The 17,685-nt window shown below is 49.6% G+C and carries 18 protein-coding genes, 2 tRNA genes and 1 pseudogene; 10 read left to right on the top strand and 11 right to left on the bottom strand.

The window, feature by feature from the left end:
• Positions 1-64 precede the first annotated feature (64 nt).
• Positions 65-976 (top strand): cysteine synthase B, encoded by a 912-nt coding sequence (gene cysM, locus A31E_RS10595; RefSeq protein ID WP_001516829.1) that lies wholly within the window; start codon positions 65-67, stop codon positions 974-976.
• A gap of 197 nt (positions 977-1,173) precedes the next feature.
• Here the strand turns inward: cysM and A31E_RS25360 are convergent.
• A pseudogene (locus tag A31E_RS25360) lies at positions 1,174-1,263 on the bottom strand (WGR domain-containing protein); the annotation flags it as partial.
• A gap of 32 nt (positions 1,264-1,295) precedes the next feature.
• Positions 1,296-1,670, bottom strand: coding sequence for a YfeK family protein (locus A31E_RS10600; protein WP_000719937.1), 375 nt, complete (start codon positions 1,668-1,670; stop codon positions 1,296-1,298).
• Between the two features lie 104 nt (positions 1,671-1,774).
• On the opposite strand from A31E_RS10600, the gene pdxK reads away from it, so the two are divergent.
• Positions 1,775-2,626: a pyridoxine/pyridoxal/pyridoxamine kinase gene (gene pdxK, locus A31E_RS10605; RefSeq protein ID WP_000096626.1), complete on the top strand. Its 852-nt coding sequence runs from the start codon at positions 1,775-1,777 to the stop codon at positions 2,624-2,626.
• Positions 2,627-2,668: 42 nt separating this feature from the next.
• Here the strand turns inward: pdxK and crr are convergent, their stop codons facing one another.
• The 5 genes from crr to cysZ all read right to left on the bottom strand — a co-directional run bounded on the left by crr (position 2,669) and on the right by cysZ (position 7,546).
• Positions 2,669-3,178 carry a PTS glucose transporter subunit IIA gene (gene crr / locus A31E_RS10610; RefSeq protein ID WP_000522247.1) on the bottom strand — a complete coding sequence of 170 codons (510 nt, stop codon included), beginning with the start codon at positions 3,176-3,178 and terminating at the stop codon, positions 2,669-2,671.
• Between the two features lie 40 nt (positions 3,179-3,218).
• Positions 3,219-4,946: a phosphoenolpyruvate-protein phosphotransferase PtsI gene (gene ptsI / locus A31E_RS10615; protein WP_000623129.1), complete on the bottom strand. Its 1,728-nt coding sequence runs from the start codon at positions 4,944-4,946 to the stop codon at positions 3,219-3,221.
• 44 nt (positions 4,947-4,990) lie between these two features.
• Positions 4,991-5,248, bottom strand: a complete 258-nt coding sequence (gene ptsH / locus A31E_RS10620) for a phosphocarrier protein Hpr (protein ID WP_000487600.1) — start codon at positions 5,246-5,248, stop codon at positions 4,991-4,993.
• Positions 5,249-5,630: 382 nt separating this feature from the next.
• A complete protein-coding gene (gene cysK / locus A31E_RS10625; protein ID WP_000034402.1) occupies positions 5,631-6,602 on the bottom strand; it encodes a cysteine synthase A in 972 nt (323 codons plus the stop codon).
• 182 nt (positions 6,603-6,784) lie between these two features.
• Positions 6,785-7,546 (bottom strand): sulfate transporter CysZ, encoded by a 762-nt coding sequence (gene cysZ / locus A31E_RS10630; RefSeq protein WP_000626012.1) that lies wholly within the window; start codon positions 7,544-7,546, stop codon positions 6,785-6,787.
• A 229-nt stretch (positions 7,547-7,775) separates the two neighbouring features.
• On the opposite strand from cysZ, the gene zipA reads away from it, so the two are divergent.
• From zipA to A31E_RS10645, 3 genes are all read left to right on the top strand, one after another.
• Positions 7,776-8,768, top strand: coding sequence for a cell division protein ZipA (gene zipA / locus A31E_RS10635; RefSeq protein WP_016249040.1), 993 nt, complete (start codon positions 7,776-7,778; stop codon positions 8,766-8,768).
• Between the two features lie 70 nt (positions 8,769-8,838).
• Positions 8,839-10,854 carry an NAD-dependent DNA ligase LigA gene (ligA, locus tag A31E_RS10640; protein ID WP_016249039.1) on the top strand — a complete coding sequence of 672 codons (2,016 nt, stop codon included), beginning with the start codon at positions 8,839-8,841 and terminating at the stop codon, positions 10,852-10,854.
• 1 nt (position 10,855) lies between these two features.
• Positions 10,856-11,074 carry a DUF3820 family protein gene (locus A31E_RS10645; protein WP_000410201.1) on the top strand — a complete coding sequence of 73 codons (219 nt, stop codon included), beginning with the start codon at positions 10,856-10,858 and terminating at the stop codon, positions 11,072-11,074.
• On the opposite strand, the gene A31E_RS10650 is transcribed toward A31E_RS10645, so the two are convergent.
• Positions 11,071-12,066 (bottom strand): bile acid:sodium symporter family protein, encoded by a 996-nt coding sequence (locus A31E_RS10650; protein ID WP_000765619.1) that lies wholly within the window; start codon positions 12,064-12,066, stop codon positions 11,071-11,073. The two genes, A31E_RS10645 and A31E_RS10650, sit on opposite strands and share 4 nt — an antisense overlap.
• An 89-nt stretch (positions 12,067-12,155) precedes the next feature.
• Here A31E_RS10650 and A31E_RS10655 point away from each other — a divergent pair, with 89 nt between their 5' ends.
• Entirely contained in the window at positions 12,156-13,082 is a 927-nt protein-coding gene (locus tag A31E_RS10655) for a LysR family transcriptional regulator (RefSeq protein WP_016249038.1), read from the top strand.
• A gap of 38 nt (positions 13,083-13,120) precedes the next feature.
• On the opposite strand, the gene A31E_RS10660 is transcribed toward A31E_RS10655, so the two are convergent.
• On the bottom strand, positions 13,121-13,885 hold the full coding sequence (locus tag A31E_RS10660; protein ID WP_000716416.1) for a nucleoside-specific channel-forming Tsx family protein: 765 nt from the start codon (positions 13,883-13,885) through the stop codon (positions 13,121-13,123).
• 248 nt (positions 13,886-14,133) lie between these two features.
• Here A31E_RS10660 and xapA point away from each other — a divergent pair, with 248 nt between their 5' ends.
• From xapA to xapR, 4 genes are read left to right on the top strand one after another with little or no spacing between them, the layout of a single operon-like run.
• Positions 14,134-14,967, top strand: coding sequence for a xanthosine phosphorylase (xapA, locus tag A31E_RS10665; RefSeq protein WP_000084579.1), 834 nt, complete (start codon positions 14,134-14,136; stop codon positions 14,965-14,967).
• A gap of 59 nt (positions 14,968-15,026) precedes the next feature.
• Positions 15,027-16,283 carry a xanthosine/proton symporter XapB gene (gene xapB, locus A31E_RS10670; protein WP_016249037.1) on the top strand — a complete coding sequence of 419 codons (1,257 nt, stop codon included), beginning with the start codon at positions 15,027-15,029 and terminating at the stop codon, positions 16,281-16,283.
• 52 nt (positions 16,284-16,335) lie between these two features.
• Complete coding sequence (locus A31E_RS0122820) at positions 16,336-16,494, top strand: DUF1427 family protein (RefSeq protein WP_000651752.1); 159 nt, start codon at positions 16,336-16,338, stop codon at positions 16,492-16,494.
• Positions 16,495-16,534: 40 nt separating this feature from the next.
• Positions 16,535-17,419: a DNA-binding transcriptional regulator XapR gene (xapR, locus tag A31E_RS10675; RefSeq protein ID WP_001516822.1), complete on the top strand. Its 885-nt coding sequence runs from the start codon at positions 16,535-16,537 to the stop codon at positions 17,417-17,419.
• 109 nt (positions 17,420-17,528) lie between these two features.
• Here xapR and A31E_RS10680 read toward each other — a convergent pair.
• Together A31E_RS10680 and A31E_RS10685 are read right to left on the bottom strand one after the other, a co-directional pair.
• Positions 17,529-17,604, bottom strand: a tRNA-Lys gene (locus A31E_RS10680).
• 4 nt (positions 17,605-17,608) lie between these two features.
• A tRNA-Val gene (locus A31E_RS10685) sits at positions 17,609-17,684 on the bottom strand.
• Position 17,685: the final 1 nt, after the last annotated feature.

Raw genomic sequence — 17,685 nt, 5'->3', positions numbered from 1 at the left:
AACCTGTAGGCCTGATAAGACGCGCAAGCGTCGCATCAGGCAACACCACGTATGGACAGAGATCGTGAGTACATTAGAACAAACAATTGGCAATACGCCTCTGGTGAAGTTGCAGCGAATGGGGCCGGATAACGGCAGTGAAGTGTGGTTAAAACTGGAAGGGAATAACCCTGCGGGTTCGGTGAAAGACCGCGCGGCATTATCAATGATTGTCGAGGCGGAAAAGCGTGGGGAAATTAAACCCGGTGATGTGTTAATCGAAGCCACAAGTGGTAACACAGGCATTGCGCTGGCAATGATCGCCGCGCTAAAAGGCTATCGCATGAAATTGCTGATGCCCGACAACATGAGCCAGGAACGTCGCGCGGCGATGCGTGCCTACGGTGCGGAACTGATTCTTGTCACTAAAGAGCAGGGCATGGAAGGCGCACGCGATCTGGCGCTGGAGATGGCGAATCGTGGTGAAGGCAAGCTGCTCGACCAGTTCAATAACCCCGATAATCCTTATGCGCATTACACCACCACCGGGCCGGAAATCTGGCAGCAAACCGGCGGTCGCATTACGCATTTTGTCTCCAGCATGGGGACGACTGGCACCATCACCGGCGTGTCACGGTTTATGCGCGAACAATCCAAACCGGTAACGATTGTTGGCCTGCAGCCGGAAGAGGGTAGCAGCATTCCGGGGATTCGCCGCTGGCCAGCGGAATATCTGCCGGGCATCTTTAACGCTTCTCTGGTGGACGAGGTACTGGATATTCACCAGCGCGACGCGGAAAACACCATGCGCGAACTGGCGGTGCGGGAAGGGATTTTCTGCGGCGTCAGCTCCGGCGGCGCGGTTGCCGGTGCGATACGCGTGGCAAAAGCCAACCCTGGCGCAGTGGTGGTAGCGATCATCTGCGATCGTGGCGATCGCTACCTTTCCACCGGGGTGTTTGGCGAAGAACACTTTAGCCAGGGGGCGGGGATTTAAGGATTAATAGCATTGGAGGTTGATGACAAACGCAAAACAGCCTGATGCGCTACGTTTATCAGGCCTACAAGGTTCCTGTAATATATTGCATTAGCAATATTTTGTAGGCCGGATAAGGCGTTTACGCCGCATCCGGCATAAACAAAGTGCACTTTGTCAATAATCTGATTTGTCGGCAGTTGTTGCTGCCGACAAATGCCATAGTTGACAGCTAAACTATCCCCTTCGTAATCTATCCACCAAAATTTACTCGATTTTTCATCGTTATAAATAAAGCATTTTTTCATGTTACCTCCTGTAAATGCCTTGCCAAAGCGGATTAATTCCCTTCCTCAGGCACTGTTTTATCCGTCTGCGCAATCAGCGCATGTAAAAAAGGTTGCGCATTTTCATCGCTCTTACCGGGCATCTTCACGATGTAAGGCTTCCCGGTAATGGATGACGACGAAGCAACCTTATCAATGAATTGCTCGGCAGTATCAATGCGGTTACGGGTATTACCCAGCTTCAAGCGCAGATGAGAAACTGCTTCATCACAAGTATGTTGATCGCCATTGCGTATGAATATCAAATCCTTATGCTGCGCTAATCCCTCCAGCATGGCGTTAATTCTGACTTCTTCATGGGCAGTTAACTTCGCGTAAGCGGGGAGTGCCATCAGCAGTGTGATGACCAGACAAATGATTTTCTTCACTGAATTGCCTTATCCTTGTGTTGTATTAGCCGATTTGACTGCCAGAATCAGGTAAAGTTTCGGTTGGGGTACGATGAGGATCATCGGCAAGGAGAAATTATTAAATGAGTAGTTTGTTGTTGTTTAACGATAAGAGCAGGGCGTTGCAGGCGGATATCGTCGCCGTGCAGTCGCAGGTGGTGTATGGCAGCGTAGGCAACAGCATTGCCGTGCCTGCCATTAAACAGAACGGCCTGAATGTCTTTGCCGTACCGACCGTGTTGCTGAGTAATACGCCGCATTATGACACGTTCTACGGTGGTGCGATTCCGGACGAGTGGTTTAGCGGTTATTTGCGCGCACTGAAAGAGCGTGATGCGCTGCGTAAGTTACGTGCGGTGACTACGGGCTATATGGGGACAGCGTCACAAATTAGAATCCTTGCCGAATGGCTGACAGTCTTACGCGAAGAGCATCCTGACTTGCTGATTATGGTCGATCCGGTGATTGGCGATATTGATAGTGGTATTTACGTCAAACCTGACCTTCCCGATGCGTATCGGCAATATTTACTGCCACTGGCGCAGGGGATTACGCCAAATATCTTTGAGCTGGAAATCCTGACCGGTAAAAACTGCCGCGATCTCGACAGCGCCATTGCTGCTGCAAAAAGCCTGCTTTCAGAGACATTAAAATGGGTGGTTATTACCAGCGCTTCCGGCAATGAAGACAATCAGGATATGCAGGTGGTGGTGGTCAGTGCCGATAGCGTGAATGTCATTTCCCACTCTCGGGTAAAAACGGATCTTAAAGGTACTGGCGATCTGTTTTGCGCTCAACTTATCAGTGGATTACTGAAAGGGAAGGCGTTAACCGACGCAGTGCACAGCGCAGGTTTACGCGTGCTGGAGGTGATGTGTTATACCCAGCAGCATGAAAGCGATGAATTGATTTTGCCGCCGCTGGCGGAAGCATAAAAAAATGGCGCCCACGGGCGCCATTTTTCACTGTGGCAAGAATTACTTCTTGATGCGGATAACCGGGGTTTCACCCACAGTCACGCTACCGGACAGTTTGATCAGTTCTTTGATTTCGTCCATGTTGGAGATAACAACCGGAGTCAGGGTTGACTTAGCTTTCTCTTCCAGCAGCGGCAGATCGAATTCAATAACAGTATCGCCAACTTTTACGCGCTGACCTTCTTCAGCAATACGCTTGAAGCCTTCGCCTTTCAGTTCAACGGTGTCGATACCGAAGTGGACGAACAACTCAACGCCGCTATCAGATTCGATAGAGAACGCGTGGTTGGTTTCAAAGATTTTACCAATGGTGCCGTCAACCGGAGCTACCATTTTGTTGCCAGTTGGTTTGATAGCAATACCATCACCAACGATTTTTTCCGCAAAAACGACATCCGGCACGTCTTCGATATTGACGATCTCGCCAGAGAGCGGAGCAATGATCTCAATAGTTCCGGTATCTTTTTTGTCATCAGAAACCAGAGATTTCAGTTTATCGAACAAACCCATGATCTTCTCCTAAGCAGTAAATTGGGCCGCATCTCGTGGATTAGCAGATTGTTTTTTCTTCAATGAACTTGTTAACCAGCGTCATTAACTCGTCCGTTGTCGGTTGAGCAAGAGCCTGCTCTGCTAACACCTTCGCATCTTCGAAGTTCGTGTTACGGATAATCTTCTTAATGCGCGGGATAGAAATGGCGCTCATAGAGAATTCGTCCAGACCCATCCCCAGCAACAGAAGTGTAGCACGTTCATCGCCAGCAAGCTCACCACACATGCCAGTCCATTTGCCTTCAGCATGAGAAGCATCAATAACTTGCTTGATCAAGTTCAGCACGGACGGTGACATTGGCTGGTAAAGGTGTGAAATCATATCATTACCACGGTCAACTGCCAGAGTGTACTGCGTTAAATCATTGGTGCCGATACTAAAGAAATCAACTTCTTTGGCTAAATGACGCGCAATTGTTGCGGCAGCCGGTGTTTCCACCATCACGCCAATTTCAATTGATTCGTCAAACGCTTTACCTTCGTCGCGCAGTTCCTGTTTGTAGATTTCAATCTCTTTGCGCAGTGCGCGTACTTCTTCAACAGAGATGATCATCGGGAACATGATGCGCAATTTGCCGAAAGCAGAGGCACGCAGGATAGCGCGGAGCTGATCGCGCAGAATCTCTTTACGATCCATCGCGATACGGATAGCACGCCAGCCGAGGAACGGGTTCTCTTCTTTCGGGAAGTTCATGTACGGCAGCTCTTTGTCGCCGCCAATGTCCATGGTACGAACAATAACCGCCTGCGAGCCACACGCTTCAGCCACAGCTTTGTAGGCCGCGAACTGTTCTTCTTCAGTCGGCAGCGCGTCGCGGTCCATGAACAGGAATTCGGTGCGATACAGACCAACGCCTTCAGCGCCATTACGTTCTGCACCTTCAACGTCACGAACAGTACCGATGTTAGCGCACACTTCTACCTGGTGACCGTCCAGCGTAATGGCTGGCAGATCTTTCAGCTTAGCAAGCTCTGCTTTTTCAGAAGCTACTTGCTCCTGAACAGCGCGCAATTTATCGATAACTTCGTTGGTTGGATTGACGTAAACCTGATTATTTACGGCATCCAGAATCAGATAGTCGTCATTTTTCACCTGAGAGGTGACGCTACCAGTACCCACAATGGCTGGCAGTTCCAGAGAGCGTGCCATGATTGAGGTGTGGGAAGTACGGCCACCCGCGTCGGTGATGAAACCCAGTACCTTCTTCAGGTTCAACTGTGCGGTTTCGGACGGCGTCAGGTCAGCGGCAACCAGAATGACTTCATCCTGAATCGCGCTCAGGTCGATAATCTTCAGACCCAGGATGTTGCGCAGCAGGCGCTTACCGATATCACGCACGTCAGCCGCACGTTCTTTCAGGTATTCATCATCCAGTTCTTCCAGGGCAGAAGCCTGACCTTCAATAACTTCATGAGCAGCAGCGTCAGCCGTCATGTGCTTATCTTTAATCAGGGCTATGATTTCCTGCTCCAGCTCCTCATCTTCGAGTAGCATGATATGCCCTTCAAAGATGGCTTCTTTTTCTTCACCGAACGTTTCACCAGCTTTCGTTTTGATCGTTTCAAGCTGGGCTGATGCCTTGGCACGACCGCTCAGAAAACGTTCAACTTCCTGATCAACCTGGTCGGCAGAAATTTTTTTCCGGTCAATGACGATTTCGTCTTCTTTCAGAAGCAGAGCTTTACCGAAAGCGATACCCGGGGATGCTAAAATGCCTGAAATCATAACCCTACCTTACTTGTGACTGATTTTTAAAAGAACCCGGGAAATTACTCGAGTTCCGCCATCAGTTTAACCAGATGTTCAACCGCTTTCTGTTCGTCTTCGCCTTCAGCGGAGATAGTCACAACGGTCCCTTGAGTCAGGCCCAGAGTCTGCAGTTTAAACAGGCTTTTTGCGCTGGCGCTTTTGCCGTTGGAAGTCACAGTAATTTCAGAAGTGAAGCCCTTAGCTTCTTTTACAAACTGGGCAGCAGGGCGGGTGTGCAGACCGTTCGGAGCGGTAATGGTAACTTCTTGCTGGAACATTGTATTTCCCCAACTTATAGGTTTAGTGTTGTGGAACTAAAGTCTAGCCTGGCGGTTTGACTTTAGCCTGTATTGTTAGCGCCAGTTTTAACAGACGCGACGCACGAAGTGTTCTATGCAGTCCATTGCTGGCGGATGTTGGCCGCTGACGTTTCGTTCATCATTAAACATTATGCCGCTAAAGGAAGAATTGAACCAAATCATAAAATCGATTCAGCTAAGGCTTTTCCTGTAACGATTAATTTCGCGCATCAAAATAATTAGTCAGGTTAAATACCAGTTCCGACAGGCTGAATCAATGCCAGGAGGGGCGAAAATTTGAAGTAGGCCACAAAAAAGCACCTAAAAAGGTGCTTTTTTACGCATTTCTAACAACCTGGCATTACTGTTGCAATTCTTTCTCGGTAAAGAGATCGGCAAATAATGCAGTGCTTAAATAACGTTCACCCGATGATGGCAGAATAACCACAATATTCTTATTGGTAAAGCTTTCATCTTCTTGCAGCTTCAATGCAGCGGCAACCGCCGCGCCAGAAGAGATCCCAGCAAGAATGCCTTCTTCTTCCATCAGACGACGTGCGGTAGAGATAGCTTCTTCATTGGTGATGCCAATAACTTTATCGACCAGTTTAAGATCAAGGTTAGCCGGGATAAAGCCAGCACCTATGCCCTGGATTTTATGCGGGCCGGGTTTGATTTCTTCACCTGCCAGCGCCTGGGCGATAACGGGAGAGTCGGTTGGCTCAACGGCGACAGAGATGAGATCAGTCTTGCCTTTGGTGCCTTTAATGTAGCGGCTGACGCCGGTCAGCGTACCGCCAGTACCAACACCAGCAATAAATACATCAACCTGGCCATCGGTATCTTCCCAGATCTCCGGACCGGTGGTTTTTTCATGAATTTCTGGATTCGCCGGGTTGCTGAATTGTTGCAGCAGCAGATATTTTTCTGGGTTGCTGGCGACAATTTCTTCTGCTTTTTGAATTGCGCCTTTCATGCCTTTCGCGCCTTCGGTCAACACCAGGTTTGCGCCCAGAGCTTTCAGCAGTTTGCGGCGTTCAATACTCATGGTTTCTGGCATGGTCAGGGTGAGTTTGTAACCGCGAGCGGCAGCCACATAAGCCAGAGCAATACCTGTGTTGCCGCTGGTTGGTTCAACCAATTCAACGCCGGGTTTCAGCACGCCGCGTTTTTCGGCATCCCAAATCATATTGGCACCGATACGGCACTTAACGCTGAAGCTGGGGTTACGAGATTCCACCTTCGCCAGAATACGTCCGTTACCGATGCGATTCAGGCGAACCAGCGGTGTGTGACCGATAGTCAGCGAGTTATCTTCAAAAATCTTACTCATGGCCTGTCCTTAACTGTATGAAATTGGGATACAACAGGTAGCATACCCGCTCAGAGAATATGCGGAAGTAAGGATTTAGCATATCTATATGCAGAAGGGAAATAATGGCTTGCAAGATGGAATAAGGGTGCATAAGCCACCCCTCTTCCATACAAAAAGTTTACAAAATAACCAGGAGACTGTTACTTCCACAATGCATGTTTAGCGCGATAACAATCGACCCACATTGCTGTCGCGCCACAGACGGCCACTGGCATGATGAACAGGTTGAGCACCGGGATCATCGTGAACAGGCTGGTTAATGCGCCAAACTGCATATTGGTGATTTTGCGCGTGCGCAGGGCAGTGCGCATCTCTTTGAACGGCACTTTGTGGTTGTCGAACGGATAGTCGCAGTACTGAATGGCTAACATCCAGGCACTGAACAGGAACCACAGTACTGGCGCGACGGTTTGCCCGATGCCCGGGATGAAGTAGAGGATCAGCAATACGATGGCGCGTGGCAGATACCAGGCAAATTTTTGCCATTCGCGTTTCATAATTCGCGGCACATCTTTCATGATGCCAAAGATGCCGGTATCCGGCGGCGTAGCGCCTGTCAGCCTGGCTTCCAACTGTTCAGCCAATAAACCGTTAAACGGTGCGGCAATCCAGTTCGCAATAGTTGAGAAAAAATAGCCAAAAACCAGTAGAACGGAGATAACCGCGACAGGCCACAGCAAATAGCTCAACCATTGCAGCCAGTCAGGCACGTGGCTCATTAATGATGGGATCCAGGCATCCAGTTGAGTAAAGAGCCACCAGAATGCACTTCCCATCAACAAAATATTGACCAACAGAGGTAAAATAACAAAACGCCGAATCCCGGGTTGCGAGACGAGCTTCCAGCCTTGCGCAAAATAGTAAAAACCGCTGCGTGGGGAAGATGTGAATGTTGAAATCATAATCAGGATATGCTCCTTTTGACCAATCCCAGGAAAATTCTGCGTATTTTACCGGGTAATTGCGCAATGGACAGTTAGGATATGTTCGAAAAAACAGCAAAAAGCACGATTTCATCTATCTTTGTGCTGTGAAAGTTAAGAGTGCACTTGCACTTGAGGTAATCGGCAAATACTCTTAGTGAGTAAATGTTTGCCGTGGTGGCAAGGTGTTAGAACAACAGAGAATATAATGATGCAGGATTTGCGTCTGATATTAATCATTGTTGGCGCGATCGCCATAATCGCTTTACTGGTACATGGTTTCTGGACCAGCCGTAAAGAACGATCTTCTATGTTCCGCGATCGGCCATTAAAACGAATGAAGTCAAAACGTGACGACGATTCTTATGACGAGGATGTCGAAGATGATGAGGGCGTTGGTGAGGTTCGTGTTCACCGCGTAAATCATGCCCCGGCTAACGCCCAGGAGCATGAGGCTGCTCGTCCGTCGCCGCAACACCAGTACCAACCGCCTTATGCGTCTGCGCAGCCGCGTCAACCGGTTCAGCAGCCGCCTGAAGCGCAGGTATCGCCGCAACATGCTCCGCATTCAGCGCATCCTGTTCAGCAACCACAGCCAGTACAGCAGCCGGCCTACCCGCCGCAGCCTGAACAGCCTGTTGCTTCGCAGGTACAGTCAGCTCCGCAGCCGACACAGCCAGCGCCACAACCGGCGCAGCAGGCTTTCCAGACTGCGGAACCCGTAGCAACACCGCAGCCTGAGCCTGTGGCTGAACCGGTGCCTGTCATGGATAAGCCGAAGCGCAAAGAAGCGGTGATCATTATGAACGTCGCAGCGCATCACGGTAACGAGCTGAACGGTGAACTGCTTCTTAACAGCATTCAGCAGGCGGGCTTTATCTTTGGCGATATGAATATTTACCATCGTCATCTTAGCCCGGACGGCAGTGGCCCGGCGTTATTCAGCCTGGCGAATATGGTGAAACCGGGAACATTTGATCCTGAAATGAAGGATTTCACTACACCGGGTGTCACTATCTTTATGCAGGTGCCGTCTTATGGTGATGAACTGCAAAACTTCAAGCTGATGCTGCAATCTGCGCAGCATATCGCTGATGAAGTGGGCGGCGTGGTGCTTGATGATCAGCGCCGTATGATGACTCCGCAGAAACTGCGCGAGTATCAGGACATCATCCGCGAAGTGAAAGACGCTAACGCCTGATACACTTAAATTAAATCAACTTCTCTTCGAACCCCCGCTTGTCGGGGGTTTTTAGCATTGATGGTGCGATATGGAATCAATCGAACAACAACTGACAGAACTGCGAACGGTGCTTCGTCATCATGAATATCTTTATCATGTGATGGATGCGCCGGAAATTCCTGACGCTGAATACGATCGCCTGATGCGCGAACTGCGCGAGCTGGAAGCCAAACATCCAGAACTGATTACCCCTGATTCACCCACTCAACGTGTAGGTGCAGCACCGTTAGCGGCTTTCAGCCAGATCCGTCATGAAGTACCGATGCTGTCGCTGGATAACGTTTTTGATGAAGAGAGTTTTCTTGCTTTCAACAAACGCGTTCAGGATCGTCTGAAAAGTAACGAAAAAGTGACCTGGTGCTGTGAGCTGAAGCTCGATGGCCTTGCCGTCAGCATTCTGTATGAGAATGGCGTACTGGTGAGCGCAGCAACCCGTGGCGATGGCACTACCGGGGAAGACATCACATCTAACGTCCGTACTATTCGCGCCATTCCGCTGAAACTACACGGTGAGAATATCCCGGCGCGTCTGGAAGTGCGTGGTGAAGTGTTCCTGCCGCAGGCGGGCTTCGAAAAGATCAACGAAGATGCGCGACGCACGGGCGGAAAAGTGTTTGCTAACCCACGTAATGCGGCGGCAGGTTCATTGCGTCAGCTTGATCCGCGTATCACAGCCAAGCGGCCGCTCACTTTCTTCTGCTACGGCGTTGGCGTGCTGGAAGGCGGTGAGCTGCCAGATACTCATCTTAGTCGTTTACTGCAATTTAAAAAGTGGGGATTACCGGTCAGCGATCGCGTCACGTTATGCGAATCGGCGGAAGAGGTGCTGGCGTTCTACCATAAAGTAGAAGAAGACCGCCCGACGCTGGGCTTTGATATCGACGGCGTGGTAATTAAGGTCAACTCCCTGGCGCAGCAGGAACAGCTTGGCTTTGTTGCGCGCGCCCCTCGTTGGGCAGTGGCGTTTAAATTTCCGGCACAGGAGCAGATGACTTTTGTGCGTGACGTCGAGTTTCAGGTTGGGCGTACTGGCGCGATTACGCCTGTTGCACGTCTCGAACCTGTCCATGTCGCGGGTGTGCTGGTGAGCAACGCCACCCTACACAATGCCGATGAAATCGAACGTCTTGGCTTACGTATTGGCGATAAAGTGGTGATTCGCCGTGCTGGCGACGTGATCCCGCAAGTGGTTAACGTGGTGCTTTCTGAACGCCCGGAAGATACTCGTGAGGTAGTATTCCCGACGCATTGCCCGGTATGCGGTTCTGACGTGGAACGAGTGGAAGGCGAGGCTGTGGCTCGCTGTACTGGTGGTTTGATTTGCGCCGCCCAGCGTAAAGAGTCGCTGAAACACTTTGTTTCCCGTCGCGCGATGGACGTTGACGGTATGGGAGACAAAATCATCGACCAGTTGGTTGAAAAAGAATATGTCCATACGCCTGCGGATCTGTTCAAGTTAACGGTGGGTAAGCTCACCGGGCTGGAGAGAATGGGGCCGAAATCGGCGCAAAACGTGGTTAACGCACTGGAAAAAGCGAAAGAAACCACCTTTGCCCGCTTCCTTTATGCGCTTGGCATCCGCGAAGTCGGTGAGGCAACGGCATCAGGTCTGGCGGCATATTTCGGCACGCTGGAAGCGCTGGAAGCGGCTTCGATTGAAGAGCTGCAAAAAGTGCCCGATGTTGGAATTGTCGTCGCATCTCATGTGCACAACTTCTTTGCCGAAGAAAGTAACCGTAATGTCATCAGTGAACTGCTGGCGGAAGGCGTTCACTGGCCTGCGCCGGTAGTCATCAACGCGGAAGAGATCGACAGCCCGTTTGCTGGTAAAACGGTGGTGCTCACGGGTAGCTTAAGTCAGATGTCGCGTGATGACGCTAAAGCTCGCCTGGTCGAACTGGGCGCGAAAGTGGCGGGCAGCGTGTCGAAGAAAACCGACCTGGTGATTGCCGGAGAAGCCGCAGGTTCTAAACTGGCGAAAGCGCAGGAACTGGGCATTGAAGTGATCGACGAAGCTGAAATGCTGCGTTTGTTGGGCAACTGAGATGGAAAAAGAGCAGTTGATTGAAATAGCCAATACGATAATGCCGTTTGGCAAGTACAAAGGGCGTCGCTTAATTGACCTGCCGGAGGAGTATCTGCTGTGGTTTGCCCGCAAAGATGAATTTCCGGCAGGGAAACTCGGTGAGCTAATGCAAATCACGCTGCTGATTAAAACGGAGGGGCTGACGCAACTGGTCCAGCCCCTGAAACGCCCGCTTTAAACCTTTCCGTGGCTTTCCTGCTGCGACTGTAACTGCCCGGTCTGGCGCTTGTAACGACGCGCCAGTACCGCGCAAACCATCAGTTGGATCTGATGGAAAATCATCAATGGCAGCACCATCATACCGATCACCGATGTCGGGAACAGAATGTTTGCCATTGGGATACCATTCGCCAGACTCTTTTTCGAGCCACAGAAGACGATAGTGATTTCATCCGCCTTATTGAAACCCAGTCGGCGCGCCATAAAGACGTTAATCACAATCACAATAGCCAACAGCACGCAACTAACCACCACAATAAACAATAGCGATCCCCAGCCGACTTTATGCCAGATACCGTTAACGACTGCTTCGCTAAATGCCGTATAAACCACCAACAGAATGGATGTTTGATCGGTTTTCGCAATCCACTTTTTATTGCGCGCCACCCAGTTACCAATCCACGGGCGGGAAAGATGCCCCAACACAAACGGCAGCAACAGTTGCAGCATAATCTTACCGACCTGCTCGAGGCTACCCTCTGCACCGTGAACATTCATCACCACACCAACCAGCAACGGCGAAAGGAAAATCCCCAGCAGACTGGATGCTGACGCAGAGCAAACTGCAGCCGCGACATTACCACCCGCCATTGAGGTAAAGGCAATTGCGGACTGCACGGTAGCCGGAAGAATGCACAGATAGAGAAAACCGGAGTAGAGCATCGGGTCGACATTTACCGGTTTCCACCAGGCAAACAGTACGCCCAGAATTGGGAACAGCACGAAGGTGCTGCACATTACCCACAAATGTAGCCGCCAGTGACTACCGCCAGCGATAATCGCTTCACGCGACAATTTTGCGCCGTGCATAAAGAACAGCAGGGCAATAGCTGCCGTAGTCAGATTTTCAAAGAACGGGACGAAATCGCCTCTGGCCGGGAAGAAGGAAGCCAGTAATACCACTGTGATCAGGGTTAAGGTGAAAGGATCGAGGATACGAAAAAGTTTCATAAAGACTCCAGATGATCGATGGTTCTATTGTGCTTCTTCCAGTTTGAGAAATAAAATTGATTTATTGCATCCATTTATGAAGAAAATAGATGAATTATTCTTTAAAACAATTAAAGGTTTTCGTCACAGTAGCGCAGGAGAAAAGTTTTAGTCGCGCAGGAGAGCGTATTGGCCTGAGCCAGTCGGCAGTGAGTCACAGTGTGAAGGAGCTGGAAAACCATACGGGTGTTCGCCTGCTGGACAGAACCACGCGTGAAGTGGTGCTTACAGATGCAGGGCTGCAGTTGGCTTTGCGTCTTGAGCGACTGCTGGATGAACTAAACAGCACGTTGCGCGATACCGGGCGTATGGGGCAACAACTGAGCGGAAAAGTTCGGGTCGCTGCCAGCCAGACCATTTCCGCGCATCTTATTCCGCAATGCATTGCTGAAAGCCATCGCCGCTATCCAGATATTCAGTTTGTCCTGCACGATCGTCCGCAGCAGTGGGTGATGGAAAGTATTCGCCAGGGAGATGTCGATTTTGGCATCGTCATCGATCCAGGCCCAGTGGGCGATCTGCAATGTGAAGCGATTCTTTCCGAGCCTTTCTTCTTGCTTTGTCATCGCGATAGCTCTCTGGCCGCGGAAGATTATGTACCCTGGCAGGCATTACAGGGAGCGAAACTGGTGTTGCAGGATTACGCGTCAGGCAGCCGACCGCTGATTGATGCAGCGCTGGCGCGCAACGGTATTCAGGCAAATATTGTGCAGGAGATTGGTCATCCGGCGACGTTGTTCCCGATGGTAGCCGCAGGCATCGGCATCAGTATTCTTCCCGCACTGGCGCTGCCATTACCTGAAGGTAGCCCACTGGTGGTAAAGCGTATTACGCCGGTGGTGGAACGCCAGTTGATGTTGGTGCGCAGGAAGAACCGTTCACTTTCCACTGCCGCTGAAGCGTTATGGGATGTGGTACGAGACCAGGGTCATGCGCTAATGGCTGAGCGGGAAGGGGATCCGTTGTATCAGATATAGAATGAATTCATACTGCCGGGAGCCCCGGCAGTAATTAATCAGAAGTTAAATTTGATGGAGTAGATTATCGCATCCTGGTAAAAATCTTCGCCCAGTTTGTCATCCGCATATCGATACTGAATCCCCGTAGTGATGTGTGATGTTGCATTCCACCACAGTGCAACTGCGCCGTTCAGCCCTTCTTTACCGCCATTACCCGTCGCATAGGTAGCGTCACGGTCAAACTCGTACTCGTTCCAGTTGGTGAGAGTGAATTTCTCACTGCCCAGCATAAAGTTGTAACCTGCAACCCAGCCGGCTACATAGCCGTTGTTGCCAGTGTAATAGGTTTGATCTGTATAACGCTTAGCAAAGAACGGTTTGAACCACCAACCGCTGCCGGTGAAATTGTAGCCGACACCGTACAGGAACATATCGTCGTGGAAATTCACGCGATTTGCAGATCCGTAGGTGCCATACGCGTGCAGGTAAAGATTAAATCCGGTGTCACCCAGGTAAATACGGTTGGTATTTTTAAAGGTATAACGCTGCTCGCTACCTGGTTTATTATGGCGACCGTTATAGAAGTTTTCCCAGTCGAAGAACCCGTACATTTCTCCCCAATTAAAGTTAGCGCCACCTTCAATTTCAAGATAACCAAAATCATCTTTGTGTGATTTTGTTGACGATTTTTCGGTAGTCCGACTGGTCCAGTCCAGATAATGCACGCCGATATCTGCAAAACCGCCTTTAAATTCTGCATGAGATATAACAGGTATCGCTAATATAGAGGATAGAGTCAGAGTTAAAAGATGTTTTTTCATAGCATAAATCCCTATGCTGATCGTTATTAGTAGATTGCTTAATAAAGTGGTTTGTTAAAAACGATATATTGTTAATGCAAAGGAATTAATATCGCCAATACAGTTTTTACCATTGATTAATAGAGAAAAGATATAAATCCATCGATATCGAATCGCTATTGAATGCGTGAGAAAAGTGTATTGGTAAGAGCCGGGACAACCTCGCTATAAAAAGGCGTTAGATTCCACCCTACAGAAAAAGGATATATATGTCTCAGGTTCAATTTTCTCATAACTCGCTGTTTTGCGTAGATATTATCAAGACTTATAAACCTAATTTCACGCCACGAGTGGCCTTTATTTTAGGTTCCGGGCTGGGCGCGCTGGCTGATCAGATTGAGAACGCTGTCGCAATTTCCTACGAAAAGCTGCCAGGTTTCCCGGTAAGTACGGTACATGGTCATGCGGGGGAGTTAGTGCTGGGCCATCTCCAGGGCGTACCGGTGGTATGTATGAAAGGTCGCGGACATTTCTACGAGGGTCGTGGAATGACCATCATGACTGACGCAATTCGTACCTTTAAGCTGCTGGGCTGCGAGCTACTGTTCTGCACCAATGCGGCAGGCTCACTGCGTCCGGAAGTGGGGGCAGGCAGCCTGGTCGCATTGAAAGATCATATCAACACCATGCCAGGTACGCCGATGGTGGGTCTTAACGATGATCGTTTTGGAGAGCGTTTCTTCTCACTGGCAAATGCCTACGATGCGGAATACCGCGCACTGTTACAAAAAGTGGCGAAAGAAGAGGGATTCCCTCTGACGGAGGGCGTGTTCGTCTCGTATCCGGGGCCGAATTTCGAGACTGCGGCGGAAATTCGCATGATGCAAATTATTGGTGGGGATGTTGTTGGTATGTCTGTGGTGCCTGAGGTTATTTCAGCTCGCCATTGCGACCTTAAAGTAGTTGCGGTCTCTGCGATTACCAATATGGCGGAAGGTTTAAGCGATGTGAAATTGTCACATGCCCAAACGCTGGCGGCTGCGGAGCTCTCTAAGCAGAACTTCATCAACCTTATTTGCGGCTTTCTGCGCAAAATTGCCTGAGAAAAACAATAAGAAACGGCCTCGCGGGTGAGGCCATATGATGCGACAAGGAAACGATTATGAGCATCGCTATGCGCTTAAAGGTAATGTCCTTTTTGCAATATTTTATCTGGGGGAGCTGGTTGGTTACCCTTGGATCTTACATGATTAATACCCTTCATTTCACCGGCGCGAACGTCGGTATGGTCTATAGCTCCAAAGGTATCGCCGCGATCATTATGCCCGGTATTATGGGGATCATCGCGGACAAATGGCTGCGCGCTGAACGTGCATATATGCTGTGTCATCTGGTGTGCGCTGGTGTACTTTTTTATGCGGCGTCGGTGAGTGATCCGGATACGATGTTTTGGGTGATGTTAATTAATGCGATGGCATTTATGCCGACTATCGCATTATCGAACAGCGTCTCGTATTCCTGTCTTGCTCAGACAGGGCTTGACCCCGTATCTGCTTTCCCGCCCATTCGCGTTTTTGGTACGGTAGGATTTATTGTCGCGATGTGGGCGGTCAGCTTACTGCATCTGGAATTGAGCAGCCTGCAGTTGTATGTTGCGTCTGGTGCGTCATTGCTGCTGTCGGCTTATGCGCTGACTTTGCCTAAGATTCCGGTTGCGGAGAAAAAATCGACCACGTCGCTTGCCAGCAAGCTGGGTCTGGATGCTTTCGTGCTGTTTAAAAATCCACGCATGGCCATCTTTTTCCTCTTTGCCATGATGCTGGGTGCGGTACTGCAAATTACCAACGTTTTTGGTAATCCATTCCTGCATGATTTCGCCCGTAACCCGGAGTTTGCTGATAGCTTCGTGGTGAAATATCCCTCCATTTTACTGTCAGTTTCACAGATGGCTGAAGTCGGTTTCATTTTGACGATTCCGTTCTTTTTGAAGCGTTTTGGCATCAAAACCGTCATGCTGATGAGTATGGTGGCCTGGACGCTGCGCTTTGGCTTCTTCGCCTATGGAGATCCGTCACCAACCGGCTTTATTTTGCTGCTGCTGTCGATGATTGTTTACGGCTGTGCATTTGATTTCTTCAATATTTCTGGTTCGGTATTTGTCGAACAGGAAGTTGATTCCAGCATCCGTGCCAGCGCGCAGGGGCTCTTTATGACCATGGTAAATGGTGTCGGCGCATGGGTTGGCTCGATTCTGAGTGGTATGGCAGTAGATTACTTCTCGGTAGATGGCGTAAAAGACTGGCAAACTATCTGGCTGGTGTTTGCAGGATATGCTCTTTTTCTCGCAGTGATATTTTTCTTTGGGTTTAAATATAATCATGACCCTGAAAAGATAAAGCATCAAGCGGTGACTCATTAAAAGGATTCGCAGCTCTGCTCTTCAGAGCTGCTTTTATGATAAAGGTTAATTAGTGAAAGATATTTTATTTTCTTCCGGCGTTGGTTTTGGTATTGGTGCTTTATTTACAATCGTGCGCTTGCCTATTCCTGTACCAAATGTATTACCGGGTATATTATCCATTGTGTTTATGTATGTCGGATATCTGGTGGTGAAATACTTTATGCCATGATAATTTAATACGATGTATTTATTATATGGAGCACTTAATTATGGAACGCGTATACAGAACAGATCTTAAGTTGCTCCGTTATTTTCTTGCCGTAGCGGAAGAGTTGCATTTTGGCCGCGCAGCAGCGCGTTTAAATATGTCTCAGCCTCCGCTCAGTATTCATATTAAAGAGCTGGAAAATCAACTCGGCACGCAGCTTTTTATTCGCCATTCGCGCAGCGTCGTACTGACACACGCGGGCAAAATCTTGATGGAAGAATCGCGTCGATTGCTGGTGAATGCAAATAATGTATTGGCTCGGGTTGAACAAATAGGTCGGGGAGAAGCAGGGCGGATTGAACTCGGCGTAGTGGGAACGGCAATGTGGGGACGGATGCGCCCGGTTATGCGGCGATTCCTCAGGGAAAATCCTAACGTTGAAGTTCTTTTTCGCGAAAAGATGCCCGCGATGCAAATGGCCCTGCTGGAACGACGTGAACTCGATGCCGGGATCTGGCGAATGGCGACAGAACCACCGGCAGGTTTTACCAGCTTACGGTTGCATGAATCGGCGTTTCTGGTGGCGATGCCTGAAGAGCATCATCTCTCATCATTTTCCACCGTCCCACTGGAGGCGCTACGTGACGAGTATTTTGTTACAATGCCGCCTGTGTACACTGACTGGGATTTTTTGCAGCGAGTTTGCCAGCAGGTGGGATTTTCACCGGTTGTTATTCGTGAAGTTAATGAACCGCAAACGGTACTCGCCATGGTCAGTATGGGTATTGGTATCACATTGATAGCGGACAGCTACGCACAAATGAACTGGCCAGGTGTCATTTTCCGTCCGCTCAAAGAGCGCATCCCTGCGGATTTATATATTGTTTATGAAACACAGCAGGTGACGCCTGCGATGGTTAAGCTGTTGGCAGCATTGACACAGTAGGTGAGGGGGCAGGAATTGCCGGAAATAGTAGGTGTGATAAGTGAAGCGCATCAGGCAATTTCGCAAATCACAGATAGCAAAAAAGCGCCTTTAGGGCGCTTTTTTACATTGGTGGGTCGTGCAGGATTCGAACCTGCGACCAATTGATTAAAAGTCAACTGCTCTACCAACTGAGCTAACGACCCGAAGTGGTGGGTGATGACGGGATCGAACCGCCGACCCCCTCCTTGTAAGGGAGGTGCTCTCCCAGCTGAGCTAATCACCCA

Source organism: Escherichia sp. KTE159 (assembly GCF_000408805.1).
In the GTDB taxonomy this organism is placed as follows: Bacteria; Pseudomonadota; Gammaproteobacteria; order Enterobacterales; family Enterobacteriaceae; genus Escherichia; species Escherichia marmotae.
The sequence above is the reverse complement of the archived record's forward strand: the minus strand, read 5'-3'. Positions and strand labels throughout refer to the sequence as shown.